At 43.3% G+C, this 17,910-nt stretch carries 18 protein-coding genes and 1 riboswitch; of the genes, 6 read left to right on the top strand and 12 right to left on the bottom strand.

The features are described from left to right. Position 1 precedes the first annotated feature (1 nt). The 6 genes from BP97_RS0131885 to abc-f all read right to left on the bottom strand — a co-directional run bounded on the left by BP97_RS0131885 (position 2) and on the right by abc-f (position 7,209). Complete coding sequence (locus BP97_RS0131885) at positions 2 to 1,318, bottom strand: ABC transporter substrate-binding protein (protein WP_028552700.1); 1,317 nt, start codon at positions 1,316 to 1,318, stop codon at positions 2 to 4. A 161-nt stretch (positions 1,319 to 1,479) separates the two neighbouring features. Continuing rightward, positions 1,480 to 2,844 carry a glycoside hydrolase family 30 protein gene (locus tag BP97_RS38195; RefSeq protein WP_051621093.1) on the bottom strand — a complete coding sequence of 455 codons (1,365 nt, stop codon included), beginning with the start codon at positions 2,842 to 2,844 and terminating at the stop codon, positions 1,480 to 1,482. 405 nt (positions 2,845 to 3,249) lie between these two features. After that, entirely contained in the window at positions 3,250 to 3,870 is a 621-nt protein-coding gene (locus BP97_RS0131875) for an SAP domain-containing protein (protein WP_036746912.1), read from the bottom strand. Positions 3,871 to 3,914: 44 nt separating this feature from the next. Next, complete coding sequence (locus BP97_RS40495; RefSeq protein WP_156043460.1) at positions 3,915 to 4,079, bottom strand: hypothetical protein; 165 nt, start codon at positions 4,077 to 4,079, stop codon at positions 3,915 to 3,917. A gap of 274 nt (positions 4,080 to 4,353) precedes the next feature. Further along, positions 4,354 to 5,190 carry a prohibitin family protein gene (locus tag BP97_RS0131865; protein ID WP_028552698.1) on the bottom strand — a complete coding sequence of 279 codons (837 nt, stop codon included), beginning with the start codon at positions 5,188 to 5,190 and terminating at the stop codon, positions 4,354 to 4,356. 96 nt (positions 5,191 to 5,286) lie between these two features. After that, complete coding sequence (abc-f, locus tag BP97_RS0131860; RefSeq protein WP_081824459.1) at positions 5,287 to 7,209, bottom strand: ribosomal protection-like ABC-F family protein; 1,923 nt, start codon at positions 7,207 to 7,209, stop codon at positions 5,287 to 5,289. A 425-nt stretch (positions 7,210 to 7,634) separates the two neighbouring features. Beyond that, positions 7,635 to 7,718, top strand: a riboswitch (cyclic di-GMP riboswitch). Between the two features lie 63 nt (positions 7,719 to 7,781). On the opposite strand from abc-f, the gene BP97_RS40490 reads away from it, so the two are divergent. Both BP97_RS40490 and yjcZ read left to right on the top strand, forming a co-directional pair. Further along, positions 7,782 to 7,928, top strand: coding sequence for a hypothetical protein (locus BP97_RS40490; RefSeq protein WP_156043459.1), 147 nt, complete (start codon positions 7,782 to 7,784; stop codon positions 7,926 to 7,928). 130 nt (positions 7,929 to 8,058) lie between these two features. Next, positions 8,059 to 8,181: a sporulation protein YjcZ gene (gene yjcZ, locus BP97_RS40485; RefSeq protein ID WP_156043457.1), complete on the top strand. Its 123-nt coding sequence runs from the start codon at positions 8,059 to 8,061 to the stop codon at positions 8,179 to 8,181. Between the two features lie 149 nt (positions 8,182 to 8,330). Here the strand turns inward: yjcZ and BP97_RS0131840 are convergent, their stop codons facing one another. From BP97_RS0131840 to BP97_RS40480, 4 genes are all read right to left on the bottom strand, one after another. After that, entirely contained in the window at positions 8,331 to 9,494 is a 1,164-nt protein-coding gene (locus tag BP97_RS0131840) for an iron-containing alcohol dehydrogenase (protein WP_028552696.1), read from the bottom strand. Between the two features lie 37 nt (positions 9,495 to 9,531). Then, positions 9,532 to 10,653, bottom strand: a complete 1,122-nt coding sequence (locus tag BP97_RS0131835) for an NADH-dependent flavin oxidoreductase (RefSeq protein ID WP_028552695.1) — start codon at positions 10,651 to 10,653, stop codon at positions 9,532 to 9,534. A 239-nt stretch (positions 10,654 to 10,892) separates the two neighbouring features. After that, positions 10,893 to 11,276, bottom strand: a complete 384-nt coding sequence (locus BP97_RS0131830) for a VOC family protein (protein WP_028552694.1) — start codon at positions 11,274 to 11,276, stop codon at positions 10,893 to 10,895. A gap of 254 nt (positions 11,277 to 11,530) precedes the next feature. Continuing rightward, the gene (locus BP97_RS40480) at positions 11,531 to 11,692 is read right to left on the bottom strand and encodes a hypothetical protein (RefSeq protein ID WP_156043456.1); all 162 of its coding nucleotides are present in this window, start codon (positions 11,690 to 11,692) and stop codon (positions 11,531 to 11,533) included. A gap of 387 nt (positions 11,693 to 12,079) precedes the next feature. Between BP97_RS40480 and BP97_RS0131815 the strand changes: the two genes are divergently transcribed. Beyond that, complete coding sequence (locus BP97_RS0131815) at positions 12,080 to 12,277, top strand: sporulation protein Cse60 (protein WP_028552693.1); 198 nt, start codon at positions 12,080 to 12,082, stop codon at positions 12,275 to 12,277. 276 nt (positions 12,278 to 12,553) lie between these two features. Then, positions 12,554 to 13,150 carry a DedA family protein gene (locus tag BP97_RS0131810; RefSeq protein WP_028552692.1) on the top strand — a complete coding sequence of 199 codons (597 nt, stop codon included), beginning with the start codon at positions 12,554 to 12,556 and terminating at the stop codon, positions 13,148 to 13,150. Here the strand turns inward: BP97_RS0131810 and BP97_RS38190 are convergent. Beyond that, complete coding sequence (locus tag BP97_RS38190; protein ID WP_036746910.1) at positions 13,104 to 14,315, bottom strand: MFS transporter; 1,212 nt, start codon at positions 14,313 to 14,315, stop codon at positions 13,104 to 13,106. The two genes, BP97_RS0131810 and BP97_RS38190, sit on opposite strands and share 47 nt — an antisense overlap. 293 nt (positions 14,316 to 14,608) lie before the next feature. Between BP97_RS38190 and BP97_RS38185 the strand changes: the two genes are divergently transcribed. Next, positions 14,609 to 14,956 (top strand): phasin family protein, encoded by a 348-nt coding sequence (locus BP97_RS38185; protein WP_064745761.1) that lies wholly within the window; start codon positions 14,609 to 14,611, stop codon positions 14,954 to 14,956. Next, complete coding sequence (locus BP97_RS0131790; protein ID WP_028552690.1) at positions 14,953 to 16,632, top strand: ABC1 kinase family protein; 1,680 nt, start codon at positions 14,953 to 14,955, stop codon at positions 16,630 to 16,632. Before BP97_RS38185 ends, BP97_RS0131790 begins: the two co-directional genes overlap by 4 nt. A gap of 59 nt (positions 16,633 to 16,691) precedes the next feature. On the opposite strand, the gene BP97_RS0131785 is transcribed toward BP97_RS0131790, so the two are convergent. Beyond that, the gene (locus BP97_RS0131785; protein WP_028552689.1) at positions 16,692 to 17,600 is read right to left on the bottom strand and encodes an NAD(P)/FAD-dependent oxidoreductase; all 909 of its coding nucleotides are present in this window, start codon (positions 17,598 to 17,600) and stop codon (positions 16,692 to 16,694) included. Positions 17,601 to 17,910: the final 310 nt, after the last annotated feature.

Below are 17,910 nucleotides of genomic sequence, written 5' to 3'. Positions count from 1 at the left end.
TTTATTTTTTCTCTAACGCTTCGATTTCCTTATTAGCCTCTTCTTCCGCCTTTCGCAAAGCTGAATTTATATCTAGACCGTTCAAATGCTCGGCAAAGGCATTTTTTATTTTACCGCGAACAAGATCATCATATTTATTGGTTTTATGCGGCGTTTTTGTCGTGCTTTTGAAAATACTTTGCACATTTTTTGATTTCAGCACCGGGTACTCTTCCCCGAATTGTTTGAGAAGTTTTTCATCCTTCAAAGAAGGCAGCGCCCTTCCGAGCTTTACAAAATTGCTTTGTATTTCTTCGGAAGCGGTTAAATATTGGATTACCTTAAATGCCTCATCCTGATATTTACTTGTTTTCGATAATGCGAACACTTGGGCATCCACCTCTGCTGTTTTCCCAGGCGTTTCTTTAAAGCTCGGGAACGCAACTACGTCCCAATTGAAGCCCAGTTCAGCATCCGATTTGGCGGCCACCTGTAATCTCGTGCCAAAGTAAGGCATCATTGCAATGTTTTTATCTTTGAAAAATTGATCCACGGCTTTATACATATTTTTGGCATCTTTTGGCTCATTACCTGGAATCGTATTAAATTCTTTGGCTACTTCAAATACTTTCTTCCATTCGTCCGTCACCACTTTAGCTTTTCCTGTCTGCTCATCAATAAAAGGGACTGACAATCCGAGCCCGAACGTATCTATCGTATCCGCGGGCTGCATGCCATTGTATGTCACGCCATCCTGTACCCTGCTAAGCTTTGCCGCCAGCACCTTAGCCTCGTCCCAAGTCATTTGATCGGACGGATAAGGAACGGAGAACCGGTCAAATAAATCTTTATTGTACAGCATTGCATAAAAATTTACATAAAATGGTACAGCATATAGTTCACCTTTTGTTCCATAGCTTGTAATGGCGCTGATGGCATCTTGACGGTACTGAGAAATATCCAGCTTATGTTTTTTGGCTAGCTCACGCAAATCGACCGGCACATCCAGCTCTTGAAAATTAATCAGCTGCCTTAAACCGGTCATGATGATATCGGGCATCGCCCCTGCGGTAACAAGCTCCTTTGGACTTGTCCCTTTACCGTTCGGGACATATTCTAACGTTATGTAAGGAAATTTCGCTTTGAGAGGAGCTGCAACATATTTTTCAAAATCATCCTGAGTCAATGCCCCTGCATAGGCGTAGGCCTGCAGCATAATGGGTTCATGGTTTGTGCTTTCGTTGGCACCTTGTGCTTCCTCTTGAACTTTGGCGCCGCCGCATCCGCTAATTAATAATAGAACAGCTGTAAGTGTTGTCACAATCGATTTTCTAAACATGTATTTACCCCCAATAGAAAATGATAAAGACTTTGACATGCTATGAGCCACGGATTATGCGACGAGCTCTTTTGACGAAATTTCCTTGGTCCACAAGCTTTTTTCACATTGAATCCTGGTATAATCTGTCGCCCCGTCGATCAATGCTCTCTCAGGATATGCTACATTTCTGTATGACCAAATGCCTTGAACCGCAGCGTGGCCGCGCTATCCCCAGGGATTTCGTAAACGAAGCGTTCAGTATCGATTTGGATCTCGAGCGATTTGTAATCTGATGTACGATTCGAGGCAATCAGTATAATGGTTCCATCCGGATTACGGAAGGCTGCCGTTTCCAATTGATCCTCGTACGTATTCGAATCGATGCGTACCGCACCCGGTTCAACAAACTTGCTGATGTGACCAAGCGTATAATAATCCAGGTTGTATTCAACTTCTCCAGTCTCACGGTTTATACGGAGTAAGCCTCTACAAGTGCTTTTCCTTAATACAGTAGGACCATTCTTCTCGTCCAATGCAATATTCCACCATACTATGGATTTGGAGCCGTTTCTGGAGCACCGAATGACGTGCTTCATCTGATCCGAGAACGCTGCCCGCGTAGGAGGTATCCATTCGCCTCCTGAAGCTTCCGTGAACCAAATACCTTTATCCGGAAATTGCTGTTGTATGACTGACATAGTCTCATGCTTACCGCCATAACAGTGCCATGCCGAACCTGCAATATATTTATTGATCTCTGTGTTTCCAAGCACCTTTTGAGAATAATCAATAACATCCCAATTGTGGTCATAGCACATGATAAGCGCGAAAATATGATTGTGTCTAAATGCTGGACCCAAATGCTTGATAAATTCGATTTGCTCTTCTGCCGTCATGAGCATTCCAGGGTATTGCGCTGGCTCGTATCCAGGTTCATTCTGTGGTGTAACTGCATATATCGTGATACCTTCGCGTTCGTAGGCATGAATAAAACGGACAAAATACTCAGCATAAACACCATAGCATTCAGGCTTCAATCGACCGCCGATCATTTGACCAGAGGTTTTCATCCAACCAGGTGGACTCCATGGAGAGGCCATAATTTTGATATCGCTCGATATATGCAATGCCTCTTGAAGCAGGGGAATAATATGCCGTTGATCATGCTCTATCGAAAATTGTTCCAGTGCGAAATCTGTCTCATTGTCAGGCAGATCATTATAGCTGTAGATCTCATCGTTAAAATCACAAGCCCCCATTGGCTGGCGTATAAAAGTCATGCCAATACCCTCGTTGCGGTCGAACAGCTTCTTCATTACCTCGGATCGTGTCGACTCGTTCAATCGTTCATGTATAAGCCAAGCGGATGCATCAGTAAAAGAGGCACCGAAGCCGTCCATTTCTTGATACACTTTCGCTGCGTTTACACTTATTTGATACCTATCGTCCCGCGCATCTTCAGCATGTTTCCAATGAAGCACTTGATCATTCTCTAGCCTTTTGGTTAAATCGTGCGTTGTTACCCAAGCTTCCGCTTTAAGCATTTAGCCTAACCTTCTTTCGTCAGAGTTTGAAATCGATTTCATTAAATCTAAAAAATGACGACTCACTTCATCCTAATCCTCATCAACCCGCAAATACCTCTGGTAAATAAATAGCAATGGCTTTAACAACTCAAACTAGATTAAGAGATCAATAACAATAATGAAATCGATTTCATTATTTCGTAAAAAATATATCTAATCTTACCCCCTGCCTTTCTATTTATTTTTAATAAAATCCAACATACAGTAAGTGATTTTCTTCTTTTATATGATAATCAAGATGCTGAATTGAGTATAATATGCAATGAAATCGTTTGCAATAAATTTTTTTATAAATTTTATTTCGTTTTTCCATTCATTTTCCCCTACAGATTATTCTTTTTTGCTTAATCAATATGTTTCAATCTAGTTCTTCAAATAATTCTCTAATAACTGAGGTGAATACTGCTTGGCCCCTGGTGAATCACGTACTATTTTCCACAGTTCAGCAGCCACTTTCATTCGATCTTCTTTAATTAGATTCGATTGAGGGTCTTTATTGAAATCTTTGACAAAACGATTCCACTGATACGTCTTTTCTTCAGGATCCTCACTAGCTCTACCTTTCTTCCCCTCATGAATCAAGATTAGATCCGCAACGGTCATCTCCATATCTCCTTGACGCTCAGCCTCTCTTAGAGCCGCAGCCATATCTTTGGTAAAAGAGAACTTCGGCAGCTTATAATATTGTGCGAAGAATTCTCGAGCTTTGGCATTAAATTTAAACCCATCCGGGATCAGTTTGGTTTGTAAAGAAATTTCGGTTCCTTGTTGTTTCTTTCTAATGGTTGTGCTTGTTTTCCGCTCGTCCTCGATGGTTTCTCCATTCAAAAGCTTCTTAATCCGGCGTTCTAATTCAGCCTTCGTTCCGGAGGATGAAATAAGGTTCATTCGGCAAATATCAACTAAATCCGTTTTGTACCAATAATGATTTTCAAATTCCTGTACAGAAAGTTTCAATGAAAACTCCGGTCGTTTTATACTCATTTGCGTTCCTCACTTTTTCCATATTTGACTTCAAGACGTAACAATTATTTCTCTAACATGACCGAAGCGATAGTTCTGCTTCTTAAGCTTTTGACACTATCGAACGTAATGTCAACCAGTCCGATTTCTACTATTTGAGTTTGTAAAGGGCTAACGCGACTTAAGCTGTGCTGCAGAGCCTCGATGACCTTCTCTTGCGGGAACTGCATACAACTTTGTTTCCTCCAGTTCATATTTTAGTTATCAAAAAAACCGCCACGGAGGCGGTCTTTAGACCTCTACCTTGTTCCATACCAAGGAACATCCGGTGGGTCTTGAATAAATCCAAGCATATTATCCCAAGGATCATAAAATTTTAGAAAATACCCATTGGGATCTTCTTTAGGTAACGAGAACTTAAAGATTCTAGCTCCAGCTTCCTCGTTATACATTACCATTTTTATACAGGTGTGTCGATAGAATCAATGCTATTTTCCGTTGATGTTACTTTTTGCTTAACGTATTAAGGTCAATGAAAGGAGTTGCCCCGCCCGTTACACTCGGCAGATGACCATCCCATTTCTCAAGTGCCTTCTCCTGTACTTCAATCTGCTTAAACTGTACTAAGTCCGGCGTGATCTCCTGCTTTTTCAATTTCAAGGATTCGGCTTCGGCTTGAGCCTGAGCTATCTTTTGCTTGGCTTCAATTTCGATCCGTTTCAGGTCGTTTTCTGCTTTTAACGCTTGCTGCTGAGCAACCTGCTTGGCTTCAATTGATTGGTTGAAAGCATCGGAGAATTTGAAGTTAACAATGTTGATATCATTTACGATTAAATCGTACTTGGCTAATCTCTTCGTGAGATGGTCACTTATTTCTCCAGCTACAACATCACGTTTGGCAATTAAATCCTCAGCAGGATATTTGGCCGTTACCTCTTTGACGATCTCTTGGATCGCCGGGGAGATAATCACTGTATCGAAGGCTCCTCCGATATTGTTCATCAAATTAAAAGCAGCCGATTTGTTTACCGAATAATTCACTGCAACATGCGTTGAAACCGGCTGCAGGTCCTTGGACGATGCTGAAGTATCCGTTTCCGCCTTGGTTACCTGGGTGTTCACTTGAATGATCGTTTGTACAAAAGGCAGCTTTAAATGAATACCCGGCCCCAATATTTCATCATTTAGCTTGCCGAAAGTTTTATACAATCCAACATGACCGTACTGTACGGAAGCAAAGCTGTTTAGCCCGGCAATAATGATGAGCAGCGCAATGAACAGCGACGAAACGATGAAACCTGCGTTATTTTTCTTCGGGCTCTTGGACAATTCTGCATTCATTCCATCAACCTCCAGTTTTGGTATGTCATACTATTCAATACGTACTTACACAGGTTATGTTTCATCTGTTTAAGCCGAGAACTGAATTTCGATTAATCACTCCGCCATCGTACCCCACTGCTGATACAGCAGTTCCCGCTCCGATTCTAAAATCATTTTTTCACTATGCAACACGAACAGCCTGCTCGAATCCTGTTCTACCAGCATGGCTTCATCCAGCAACGCGATTTTCCGCTCCATCACTGCAATGTCAGCTTCAAGCTTAGCCAGCTTCTTTTCACGACTTGATATGTCATTGGATACGAGTGTCTTCCTTTCTGACTCAATGGTCTTATCTCTTGCCGGATTTTTGTGAATGTTCTCTGCCTGCTTACTTCTAAGCGTTTGGTTTAACTCCTCACGCTTTATCCTTGCCTCATCATAACGTCCTGCATACTGAGTCAGCTTCCCATGCTCTAGCCAATAAGTCACGTCAAACAATTTATTCAAAAAGTACCTATCGTGCGACACACAAACGATCGTTCCCGAGAATTCCTTCAAGGTATCCTCTAGTGCTTCCCGTGAATCAATATCCAAATGATTCGTCGGCTCATCGAGTAAAAGAACATTAATATCCTGCATCATTAGCTGCGCTAATCGAAGCCTCATTCGTTCACCGCCGCTCAAGCTTTTCAACTTACGAAACACGGACGCTCCATAAAATAAAAACTTGGCGAGCTGGTGCCTCGCTTCTCCTTCTTCCACCATCGCGGTTTGACGATAAGCATCCAAAACCGTTATTTCTTCGTCATCAAACCCGTCCTGCTGTGCCAAATAGCCGACTTTTAAGCTGCTGCCTATTTTTACACTCCCGCTATCCGGCTTAAGACTTGATGTTATTATTTTTAGCAAAGTCGACTTACCGCTTCCGTTCTCTCCAACTATAGCCGCACAGTCCTTAAAACGCACCAGCATATTCACATTATCGAACAGTATCCTCGACTCGCCATTTCTATGAAATGACTTCCCTACATGCTCCAGCTGCACCACATCATTGCCGCTTCGCTCTCCCGCCTCAAATGTCAGCCCCATTTTCTTACGCTCAAGAATCGGCCGGTTCAACTTATCCATACGATCCAATGCTTTCTGCATAGCAGCAGCACGCTTGAACATCTTGGGATTGTCGGCTTGCGCCGCCCAGACCCGCAAACGTTTGATAGCTTCTTCCATCTTCTTGATTTTTTTCTGCTGTTCCTGATACGTTGCGAACTCCAACAGCAGATTCCGTTCTTTCTCTTCAACAAAAGTGGAGTAGTTCCCATGATACACATCGATCACTCCGCCTTCCATATCAAACACCTTAGTTACAACACGATCCAAAAAATAACGATCATGCGAAACAACCAAGACGCCGCCCTTGTAATCCTGCAGATACGATTCTAACCATTCGACCGCATTCAAATCCAAATGATTCGTCGGTTCGTCCAAGAGCAGCAAATCCGGCTTTAGCAGCAAAATATGAGCTAAGCAGACTTTGGTCCGCTCGCCGCCGCTCAAATGGCCGAACTTATTATCCAGCAACTGAGAAATACCCAACCCGTTTACCACCTTGAACATATTCGAATCCATTTCATATCCGCCGAGAGCTGCAAAAGCATCCTGCAGAACGCCATATTCTTGTAGAATCTTTTCTAAGATAAGGGAATCTGTCATTAATGCTTCAAGCTCCGACATTCGTTTCTGTATCTTACGTAGGGATTCGAATGCTTCCTGGAGAACTTCCCTTACGGAAATCTCCTGCTCATAATGTGGAATTTGATCCAGTAACGCCGTTTGACTCCCCTTTTTATAATGAACGGCTCCAGAATCCGGTGTCTCTATTCCTGCCAACAGCTTCAGCAGCGTCGTTTTGCCGCAGCCGTTCGGGCCAACCATACCAATTCGGTCTCCCTCTTGAATTTCCAGTGACATATTTTTAAAGATGGGTGCACCACCCCAAGCTTTACTCATTTTATCCATCGCACATAACAACATGTTCATCACACTCTCATTCGGTTTATTGGGGTAAGACAGCACGAAAAAGCCACAGATAAAAGGCAACCTTTTACCCGTGGCTTCCAATGCGCCATATGAGTCCAACCGTAAAGGCAATTCTGCCGAAATACGACTAGAGCTTCAGGGTCAAAACGTTGCAGTTACCATAAAAGGACAGACCTCTCCCGTTCACAACTGAACGAAATACGATCGTAGTCAGATGCACCCAATATAAGGACCATTTGCTACGCGCGGTAACTTGCAACATTTTGACACCCCCTTTACCGAATCGAATAATTAACTTTATTTACTATATCATATGGTATAAATTGTTGCAATGTTATAGGCTTTACTAGTTACTCCATTATTGTTATAAAATATGATTTTCTGTGTGATATCAAACAGAATCATTTGGTTTTTTTTGTTATTATGGAGTTTAGGCAAGCAATGATATCGAGTCTGTATGTGGGCACTTGGATTCGATGGAGCGAGTAGTGCAACCCGGCCACCTTTCTGCGGAAAGGTGGTCTTTCTTTTTTTGAAATGACAATTATAAATCTGGTCAGGAGGTACTACAGATGAAGCAACCTGTGGATTGCAATCGTATTATTCTTCAATTGAGTATCCCAAAAATTCGTTATGAGATGTGGAAAGCCAACAATACGATCTTCCATATATACTCAATTCCCGAGAAAAGCGCCCCGCTTGCCAAACCAGTGGGATGATATTCGATCAAATGCCCCATTAGTACCTGAATGACGTTCGTCCAAGCATTCCAAGTTGGATTCACATATCTTGATTTTGGAATTAAGTATTACCCGTTCTAAAACGAATTACTGAGAGGAGAATTCGACAATGGGTGGATTTGTAGGCGGAGTTGGCTTCGGCTGCGGTGTTGGTGGAGGCCTTTTTACAAGTACAGGCGTTATCTTGGTTCTGTTCATCCTTCTTGTTATTGTTGGCCGTTCTTTTATCTAACGTAAAGTAAGCATAGTAAAGCCAATTCCTGATATGGCGGGGGTTGGTTTTATTATTTTAATGACCATAACTTCTTGTTAACGAACCGTCCACCCTTCAATAAAAAGGGACGCCATATGACGTCCCTCCTAGATTACTGAGCTATTTTCTTATAAAGACAGCTTATAAATGGCCACGGTATCAGCTCGGTTTAACTTTTTGAAATAGCCGTAATCTCCATAGATCATCGCTTTATCCGCCATCTCTTCTATAGACGAAGCGTCAATGTCATAGTCCTTCAACCGGCTAGGCGCTCCGATGGAGTTCCAGAAAGCTCGCAGTGCCTCAATGCCTTCCTCAGCCACTTGCCGATCTGATTTGCCCTCTGAGCTTACACCGAACACATTAACCGCAAACTGTTTAAAACGTTCAACACCCGCATCCAGATTATATTTCATCCAATTCGGGAACAGGATAGCCAAACCGCCGCCATGTGGAATATCATGAACCGCAGAAACGGCATGCTCCAGATTATGCGTTGCCCAGTCGCCGCGTATTCCCATACTGAGCACCCCGTTCAGAGCCATCGTACCGGAGTAAAGTATAGTCGAGCGGTGTTCAAAGCTTTGCAAATCTTGCAGTAGTTTTGGAGCAGTGTCGATCACCGTTCTCAGAATCGTTTCGCAGAAGCCATCCTGAACCGGTGTATTCGGAACATGGTGAAAGTAGGATTCCAGTACATGTGACATGATATCAACCATACCATATACCGTCTGATCGGCTGGCAAGGACAAAGTGTGCTCCGGATCGAGAATAGAAAACTTAGGGAAAGAGAATGGACTTCCCCATCCCAGCTTTTCTTTCGTCTCCCAATTTGTGATGACCGAGCCTGCATTCATCTCGGAACCGGTCGCCGCAATAGTCAATACGGTACCAAGAGGAAGAGCTCCCGTCGCCGCTGCTTTACGGGTAATAATATCCCATACGTCGCCTTCATATTTAGCCCCTACCGCTATGGCTTTGGAGCAATCAATAACACTTCCACCGCCAACAGCCAATATCAGATCGATATTTTCATTGCGGCAGATCTCCACGCCTCTATGCACTGTAGTAAGCCGCGGGTTAGGCTCAACACCGCTTAACTCTGTAACTTGAGCGCCGATGCCATTCAATATGCCTATAACCTTGTCATATAAACCGTTGCGCTTGATACTGCCACCGCCGTAAACAAGCAAAACGCGTTTGCCGTAGGTTTGTACCTCAGCTGCTAATTGCTCTAATTGCCCTTTTCCAAAAATAAGCTTAGTCGGATTTTGAAATGTAAATGAATTCATGCTGCATTAAACCTCCTGTACAATGACTAGTATTCTTTTAAACAACAGGGAACCATCCTGGAGTATTTATAATAGCATTCCACAACGGATCAGGGATCATGAGACGCTCCTGCGCATCCTTTTCAACAGTTACATTTATTTCGGATTCATTCCCTTCTTCTACTTTCTTCACCCAATCCGGATCCATGATAAGCTCTCTTCCCAGTGCAATTAGCGGAATACCTGTTTCAAAAGCTTTTAGAGCTTCCTCTGGACTATGAATGGCTCCAACCCCAATTACCGGGACCCTATCCGCTGCTTTCTCTTTGATCAATTCAATCCGAGGGCGATCAAGCTCATCTCCGGTCCTTGGTTTGGACCAGAAATCCATTAAGGAAACATGGATATAATCCAGCTCTTTTGTTGAAAGAGCTTCTACCAGCTCAAGTGTGTCCGCCATAGTAATCCCAGGCGTCTCTGCTTCCTCCGGTGAGAATCTGTAACCGATTAGGAAAGCATCTCTGGCATGCTCAGCTACTACTCGTTTCACTTCATCGACAATAGCAAGGGGAAACGTCATACGTTTTACCAGATTGCCTCCCCACTGATCGTCTCGAGTGTTGGAATGCGGAGAAAAGAACTGCTGAATCAGGTAGCCATTGGCTCCGTGGATTTCAACCCCATCGTAGCCTGCTTCAATAGCTCTTCTTGTGGCATCACCAAAATCTTTGATAATGGAAGTAATCTCTTCATTGGACAATGCGCGCGGCGTTAAGGAAGGATTATTAGGACTTGGAACGCTCCCTGCGCTTACGACTTCTCCTCCCGGCACTAATTCAGGAGGACATTCGCGTCCGCCATGAAAGATTTGCAGAACAGCCTTAGAGCCTTTTGCCTTTATTGCTGCAGCCAGTCTTTGCAAGCTCGGAATCATTTCATCACGATCCGCGCCGAATTCACCATGGAATCCTTTGCCGTTCGGTGTTACATAGGCACATGCCGTGACAACCAAGCCTACTTGGCCGGAGCGGCGCCCATAGTATTGGACCTCTTCGTCCGAAACTGAACCGTCAGGTTTAGAGGACCAGTTCGTCATTGGAGCCATCACAATACGGTTGCTCAGATGCACCCCACTGCGGAATGAATAAGACTGTAATAATGGTTTATAGTTTGGATTCATCATGTGAGCCTCCTGAAATTTCATCATACTTATAACTGTAATAGTTTTTATAACAGTAATAAATATGATAACAGATCTACATTCACAATACAATGTTTCCCTTGATCGGCGTAAATAAATCTGAAATAAAAAAAAGCCCTTGCATGTCAAGAGCTTTAAACTTTCCTGCTTCACTTGTTTGTCAAATAAGTAAATTTTGTCTGCCATTCTTCGCCGTCCATTTGACGTATGTAATTGGACTATTCTAAATAAGACGATACCTCTATTAAGTTGCCGTCAGGATCGCGAAAATAGACGGACTCTATTGCTCCTATAGCCCCAGTACGTCTTACTGGGCCTTCCTCTATAGGTACGTTACAGTGATCAAGATGCAGAATCACTTCGTTGAGCGACATCCCCGTAATAAAGCACAAATCAGCAGACCCCGGCACTGGATATGAAGCTTTAGGCTCAAATTCCAGTCCCTGCTGATGCAGATTTATTTTTTGACGTCCGAATTGCAGTGCCTTCCTACCGCTTCCGAAGGTGACGACCTCCATCCCCATAACCTGTTGATAGAAATCACATGCTGCATCGATACTTCGAACCGTTAGCACCAAATGATCCAAACGATCGATTTGCATTCATTTCACTCCCACTATATACTCTTAAATCTTCAGACTCATCATTTCCATTTAGTTAATGCCTTTGCTTTTCCTTCTTCTTTCCAATTCTAACCGAAGAGCAGACTCGACCGACTCAGCTAAAATATCAAATTTCTGAGCAACTGTATACTTAAGAGTCTCGCCGCAATATGAGCATTTTTGCTTTTGAAGCTCAGTGTTTCTTTTGCAATTAGGGCATTGCGTCATTAATGTGGACCCCCTTTACATTGATCTTAAGCGTGATACTTACCTACCGGTGCATCAAGAACCCATTCTAATATATCAATTTTGGCACGTATCTCATTCAGCTCTTCAAGGTTCTTTTCTGGATCCAGCCTCTGTACCATTTGTTCTAATTGAATAACCATGCGTTTGATTTGATCTTCTGATCTCACTTAAGCCACCCCATAGCTGATATTTTTTATTTATGGCTCTTATTTTAAGATACCAAATATCTCATTTATTTAATATTGTAACCACATGCTCATCCCAAATCCATTCTATTTCGTAACTAAATCTAATATAGCAACCTTATATCCTCAAGCCAAACTTTAAAAAGAAAAAATGTAAGCCATTTCATCAATCTTCCCAATGATTCGTCCAATTCTATTTTCTGGTACTTTTTTCATGTTTGACTCAAGATTCCAAGTATGGTATCTTCGTCTAATAAGGCATTCCCTCTTGATAAGAGAGCGGAATGCCTTGCTGCTTCCAGAGGTTTTTTACATTAAATGTATAAATCGCCTCTGCTGCATAATAACGATGATAAAGGGTGATAAGCGATGATTCAAGTTAAAGAATTTATTGATTCGGACAGCAGCTACGCTGAAAGAAAAGCAAATGAGTTTCTCTCAACCCTCAAAGAAGAACAGTTCGTCAGCATTAGCTACGGAACGATGATTAAGAGCAAACCTGACAAAAGCGCAGTTCAAAGAAGCACGATCTTAGTAGTTTACAGAACGAGCAGTACGGGAGATTAGTTAAAATGGTTTCCGACACCCAAAAGCGTGGTACAGAAAAGGATTCAGACCGTTACTTCAGGCTTTTTCTCTTATGGCTATCCTTATTATCTGCAACCGCATTAGTCATCATTATCCTTTTATACTTGTTCTTATAAAAAAAGGAGGCGGCCCCAAGCCGCCCCAACCTCATATTAACCCGTGGTCAACAGATGTTCCTTGTATAAATGAATTCATTAGAGCGCATAGCTATAGAGTACTTCGATCTATATCTTATTGCTTCTATAGGAGGGCTCTATGCACGGACATCTTACTTTGTTTCTTTCACGCTTCGGTTACGTTGGAATCTTTCTAGCACTAGCTTTTGGCGTCATTGGGTTACCCATTCCTGATGAATTACTATTAACCTATGTTGGCTATAACGTAGCACAAGGAACGATGAAGCTTTCATGGGCTATCCTTAGTGCTTTATCCGGCTCGATAACCGGGATTTCAATTAGTTATATCATTGGCTCCAAGTTAGGTTACCCCGTGATTAAGCGATTTGCGATGAAGCTGCGCATCAATATTGATCATATTGAAAAAACAAGAAAAATGTTTGTGAAATATGGAAGCATTTTGCTCATCGTAGGCTATTTTATACCTGGTGTCAGACACTTTATTGCTATCGCAGCAGGACTTTCCCATATGAGCTATAAAAAGTTCGCCTTGTTTTCCTATACTGGCGCTCTGCTCTGGACATCAGTATTTATTATGACAGGCAACGGTTTGGGAGCCAAATGGTATATTGTTATTCGCTATTTTCATTTGTATAAAGCTTTTCTGCCCCCGATTATTAGCTTGCTGCTTATCCTAACTCTGCTTTTTCTTTACTTTCGGAAGTCGAACGACTGAACAGCGGGATTAATAAGCTCGCTCCGACAAGAAACAGAATACCTGATGCAATAAATACTGTTAATAAGGAAAGCGCATCCTTCAAAAGTCCTGAGAATGACATCCCGACAACCATCATTCCCATAAACAATGGCATAAGTACTCCCCCTACTCTCCCAACATATCCCTCTTCCGAATTTTTTAATATCATGGTATTGATTCCGATATGGATGGCCGGATAGAAGAAGCCGGTCAATACCTGAATAATTACCGTCAATACCGTATTCGTTGAGAGGCCGATTCCGATGGTTCCAATTGAACTAATCAGTAAACCCGTTACAAGTATAGCGTGAGGCTTCAGCTTTTTCGATAACCCCATAACCATACCTCCGCCTACAAGCATAGCCGCCCCGTTCGCCATCAGCAGCCACTGCAGAAATGTTTTATCCTGACCCAGATTTTCTATCGTTATGAACAGCGTTAACGGTTGAATCATTCCGCTCGCAAGACCCATAACTGTAAAAGTCGTTCCAAGCGTTCTCAATACCCGATTTCCCCCTACATAGCGAAGACCGTCCTTCATGTCCTCAATAAAGCTCGCAGTCTCTGACTTTTCAGATTTAGCGGGATCACGAGGAAGCAGCATTAGAATAAGTGCAGATCCAAGAAACATAACCCCCATAACAGAGATAGAGACCTCAATACCGTACCGCTGATAAACGAATGTGCCAATGATCGGACCAATCACCATAAAAACGGCCATCAACGACTGAAACATAGCCATAACACCTTGAAGTTGCTCTGCTGGGACATGCTGCTTAAACAGCTTCATCGCTGATGGTTGTGAGAATTGCGACAAGATCGCGGAAACCAGCGTCGCAAAAAATAGTGCGTGCCATGATCCGTAAATCAGAACCAGCAGCACAGCTAAAATGGAAACCGCAGACAGCAGATCACAGGCAATCATCGTTCGCTTGGGCTGCCAACGATCCGCGAACGTCCCTCCGATTACTGCAAAAATAAATATGGGTGCAAACTCCGCTACAGAAATAAGTGAAACATACAACGGATCGTTGTTTGTCATATCCGTTACATACAACAATATCGCGAAATTCCGTATCCAGATGCCTAATTGCAAAAACACTCTGGATAATATGATCGTTCTAACATATCGATTGTTTAACAATAGAAAAACACCCTTCCTCACGCTTTCAGTTAACTAAACATTATTTTATTTCGTTTGGATATCCATAGACATTATATGTTTAAGTTTGATTATTTTCAACTGTTTTTTTAAATTACAAACCATATTGTTTAGTTTTAAGCAAACATAAACATTAAACGTTTGTTTTTCTACACGAATCATTCGTTATCCCTCTCAACCCTTTTTCTGATTTTTACATAATGGACCACTACGTAAAGCAAACTATAGAGAATCAAAACTTTGTGTTCATATTACCGTTCAGGAGGGAAATCATTGTGAGAGAGGTTTTTGAGAAAGCGGTATCGTTAGGTCTTGGATTTGCTGCAGCCAGCAAAGAGCAAGCAGAGAAATTCGTAGATGAAATGGTCAAAAAAGGAGAAGTGACGAAAGCGGAGTCCCAACAGTATGTGGACGAGCTGGTCCGTAAAGGACAGGAAACACAAAGCACACTTGAAGAAAAAATGCGTGGCAGCTTGCACCAAATGCTGCATGAGATGAAATTAACAACCAAAGACGATTACGTCCGACTTACACAGCGTATCGGCGAGCTTGAACGACGGGTGACAGAGCTCGAAGCTCAAGCGGCTGGAACATCCCAGCCCCTTCCTCCATCGAATCCATGAGCTTTGGAAGAAAGATCAGACATTTACAGCGCTACCGAGACATTGCCAAAGCCTTTACCCGTAACGGCTTCGGATTTCTCATCAAAGAATTGGGATTGCCCGATCTGCTTACCGGTACTCACATCAGTCGGAAGGAACGCCAGGAAGCTCGTTCGCGAACAATCGGTGAACGAATTCGACGTTTCCTCGAGGAGCTGGGACCTACTTTTGTCAAAATAGGACAAATCGCCAGTACCAGACCGGACCTGTTACCGGCCGACATCATCAATGAGCTTATCAAAATGCAGGACCAAGTCCCTCCTATCCCTATGGAACAAGTCCTTCAAGTGATCGAAAATGAGCTGGGCGAGCCGTTCGATAAACTTTTTGCTCGGTTCCAAGAAGCACCCATGGCTGCCGCGTCTATCGGACAAGTTCATCTCGCCCGTCTGCATAGCGGTGAACAAGTTGCAATTAAAATACAACGCCCCTATATTCGTAAAGTGATAGAAACGGATTTGGAGATTCTGGAGAACCTAGCTAGACTTGCTGAGCATCGCCTTTCCTGGGCTGCTAAATATCAAGTGAGTGATATGGTTTATGAATTAGCGCAGTCACTCCGTGCTGAGCTTGATTATACGAACGAAGGAAGAAACGCAGAGCGGATGGCGAAGCCATTTCTACGCGACCCTAATGTTCGGTTTCCTGTGATTTATTGGAATTACACTAGCGAAAATGTGCTTACGATGGATTATCTCGAGGGGGTAAAAACAACAGATACCGATCGGCTGGAAGAGCTTGGTCATGACCGCCGACTGATCGCTGAGCGTATTGCACGTTTGGTATTCCACCAAATTTTCGTCGAGGGATTGTTCCATGCAGACCCGCATCCCGGGAATATTATTGTTTTACCTGGCACTGTCATTGGTCTTATCGATTTTGGAATGGTCGGTCGCCTGACGCCAATGCTCAAATATCATTTTGGATCTCTTGTTATCGCACTGCGACGCAATAGTACAGAAGGAGTTATCAAAGCCATTAAAGGCATTGGGATCTTGCCGGACGACATCGATATGGAGTCTCTACGATACGATGTCGATGAACTGCGGGAGAAATATTACGATGTTCCTCTTAGCAGCCTTCGTCTGGGAGAAACTGTTGCAGATTTGCTTGGCGTCGCCTACGAGCATCGTATTCGTATCCCCTCAGACTTAACGTTGTTGGGCAAAACCCTTTTAACGCTTGAGGGGGTAGTGACTTCACTCGACCCTTCATTTAGCATTGTCAGCGTGGCCGAGCCGTTTGGCCGCAAGCTCTTCGCTGAACGCTTAAGCCCCCGCAATCTTGCCGGAAATGCTTGGAACCAATTCAGCGAATATTCCGAGCTGCTGATGGAAATGCCATCCAAGCTGCGCGAATTGTTCGGTATGATGAAGAAAGGCAAACTGCACTTGGATATATCCATCTCCGAGCTCGATTCACTGATGAAAAAAATGGATCAGATCAGCAATCGGCTATCCTTCAGCATCGTTCTGCTCTCGTTTAGCATTATTATGGTTGGTCTAATTATTGGCTCTTCCCTGGGCCGGGAATCGACACTGCTGTGGGATTTTCCTGTAATTGAGATTGGTTTCTGTGTCGCCACTCTGATGTTCGTATTCCTGCTCTTTTCAATCTTCAGGTCAGGACGTTTCTAGCCCATAGGAAAAAGACCCTCCTCGCAATGAGAAAGGCCCTTCCTGCATGAATTGTTTTTTTACCATTGCATGAACATCTCTTCTGTCAAATCCCCATTCAAGCCGATGGCGGCCCGACTGCCTTCTGCCGCTGCAATAATTAGCTGTGATGGAGCGACAACAGAAGCATCCCCGGCAGCATATACATCCTTAACATTCGTCCGGCCGAAGCCGTCTGTTACAATGCCGCCCATATCATTCGTGAAGCAGCCTAACCTTTCTCCAAAGGGAGCTGCATGAACCCACTTGGGCGTTACAAAACCGCCCTCTCTTCGTACTCGCGTGCCGTCTGCAAAGACTACATGTTCCAATTGACCGTCCTTGCCTTCAAAGGAAGTAATCGGCTGCTGCATCACCCTCATACCTTTATGCTCAAGGAGTCCTATCTGCTCTGGCGTCAAGCTGCGATGCCCGTTCGTGCATATGATCAGATCACGACTCCAATTGCTGATAAGTTTGCTGCCGTGGAACAAATGTGGCCCTTCCGCTACTATAATCAATGGCTTATCCCGGAGCTCCCAACCATCACAATAAGGACAATTGAACAAGCTTTTACCGTAAAAGTGACTCAGGCCTCTGATCTCAGGGAAAACCTCTTTTAAACCTGTCGCCAGGATTATTTTGCGGGCTTCGACCCGTTCTCCCTGAGCTGTGATAACCTCAAATCCTGTATAGGTTCTATTGATCACATTTACCTCAGCCTGTTGCATATGTACGGATGGATAGCGCACGATTTCCGATTGAGCGATGCGACGAAACTCAGCTGGCTTCACCCCATCTCTAGTCAGAAACCCATGCGACTCATGAGTAACAGCGTTCCGCGGTTTATTGCTATCGTAGACGATGACATTTCTTCTCGCCCTTCCAAGCACTAGAGCTGCATTCAAGCCAGCCGGTCCTCCCCCAATGATGGCACAATCGTAGAGCATGTTCACCTCTCCTTTGACTTAGCATAATCTATTATTCATTTTAATTTGCGGAACAGCTTGACGAGAAGAACAATAAAAAGAATTATCATTAATGCCGTAATCACTTGAATAACAGCCGTAGTTACCTCAAAGTGCAATAGGTTCACCTTCTTTCGATGAAGCTTGAGTCGTTAACTAGTTTTAACTTCGATTCCCATTTCTTTTTTTCCTTTATTTTAATCGAATTCCAGTTACAGGTATATATGCATTACTCAAGACAAAAACAACGCAGATCAACATCATCTGCGCTGCTTCAAGGCTGAATTTTTCT

This window comes from Paenibacillus sp. UNC451MF, from assembly GCF_000686845.1.
Lineage (GTDB): Bacteria > Bacillota > Bacilli > Paenibacillales > NBRC-103111 > Paenibacillus_S.
This window is presented reverse-complemented; position numbering and strand designations above follow the sequence as displayed.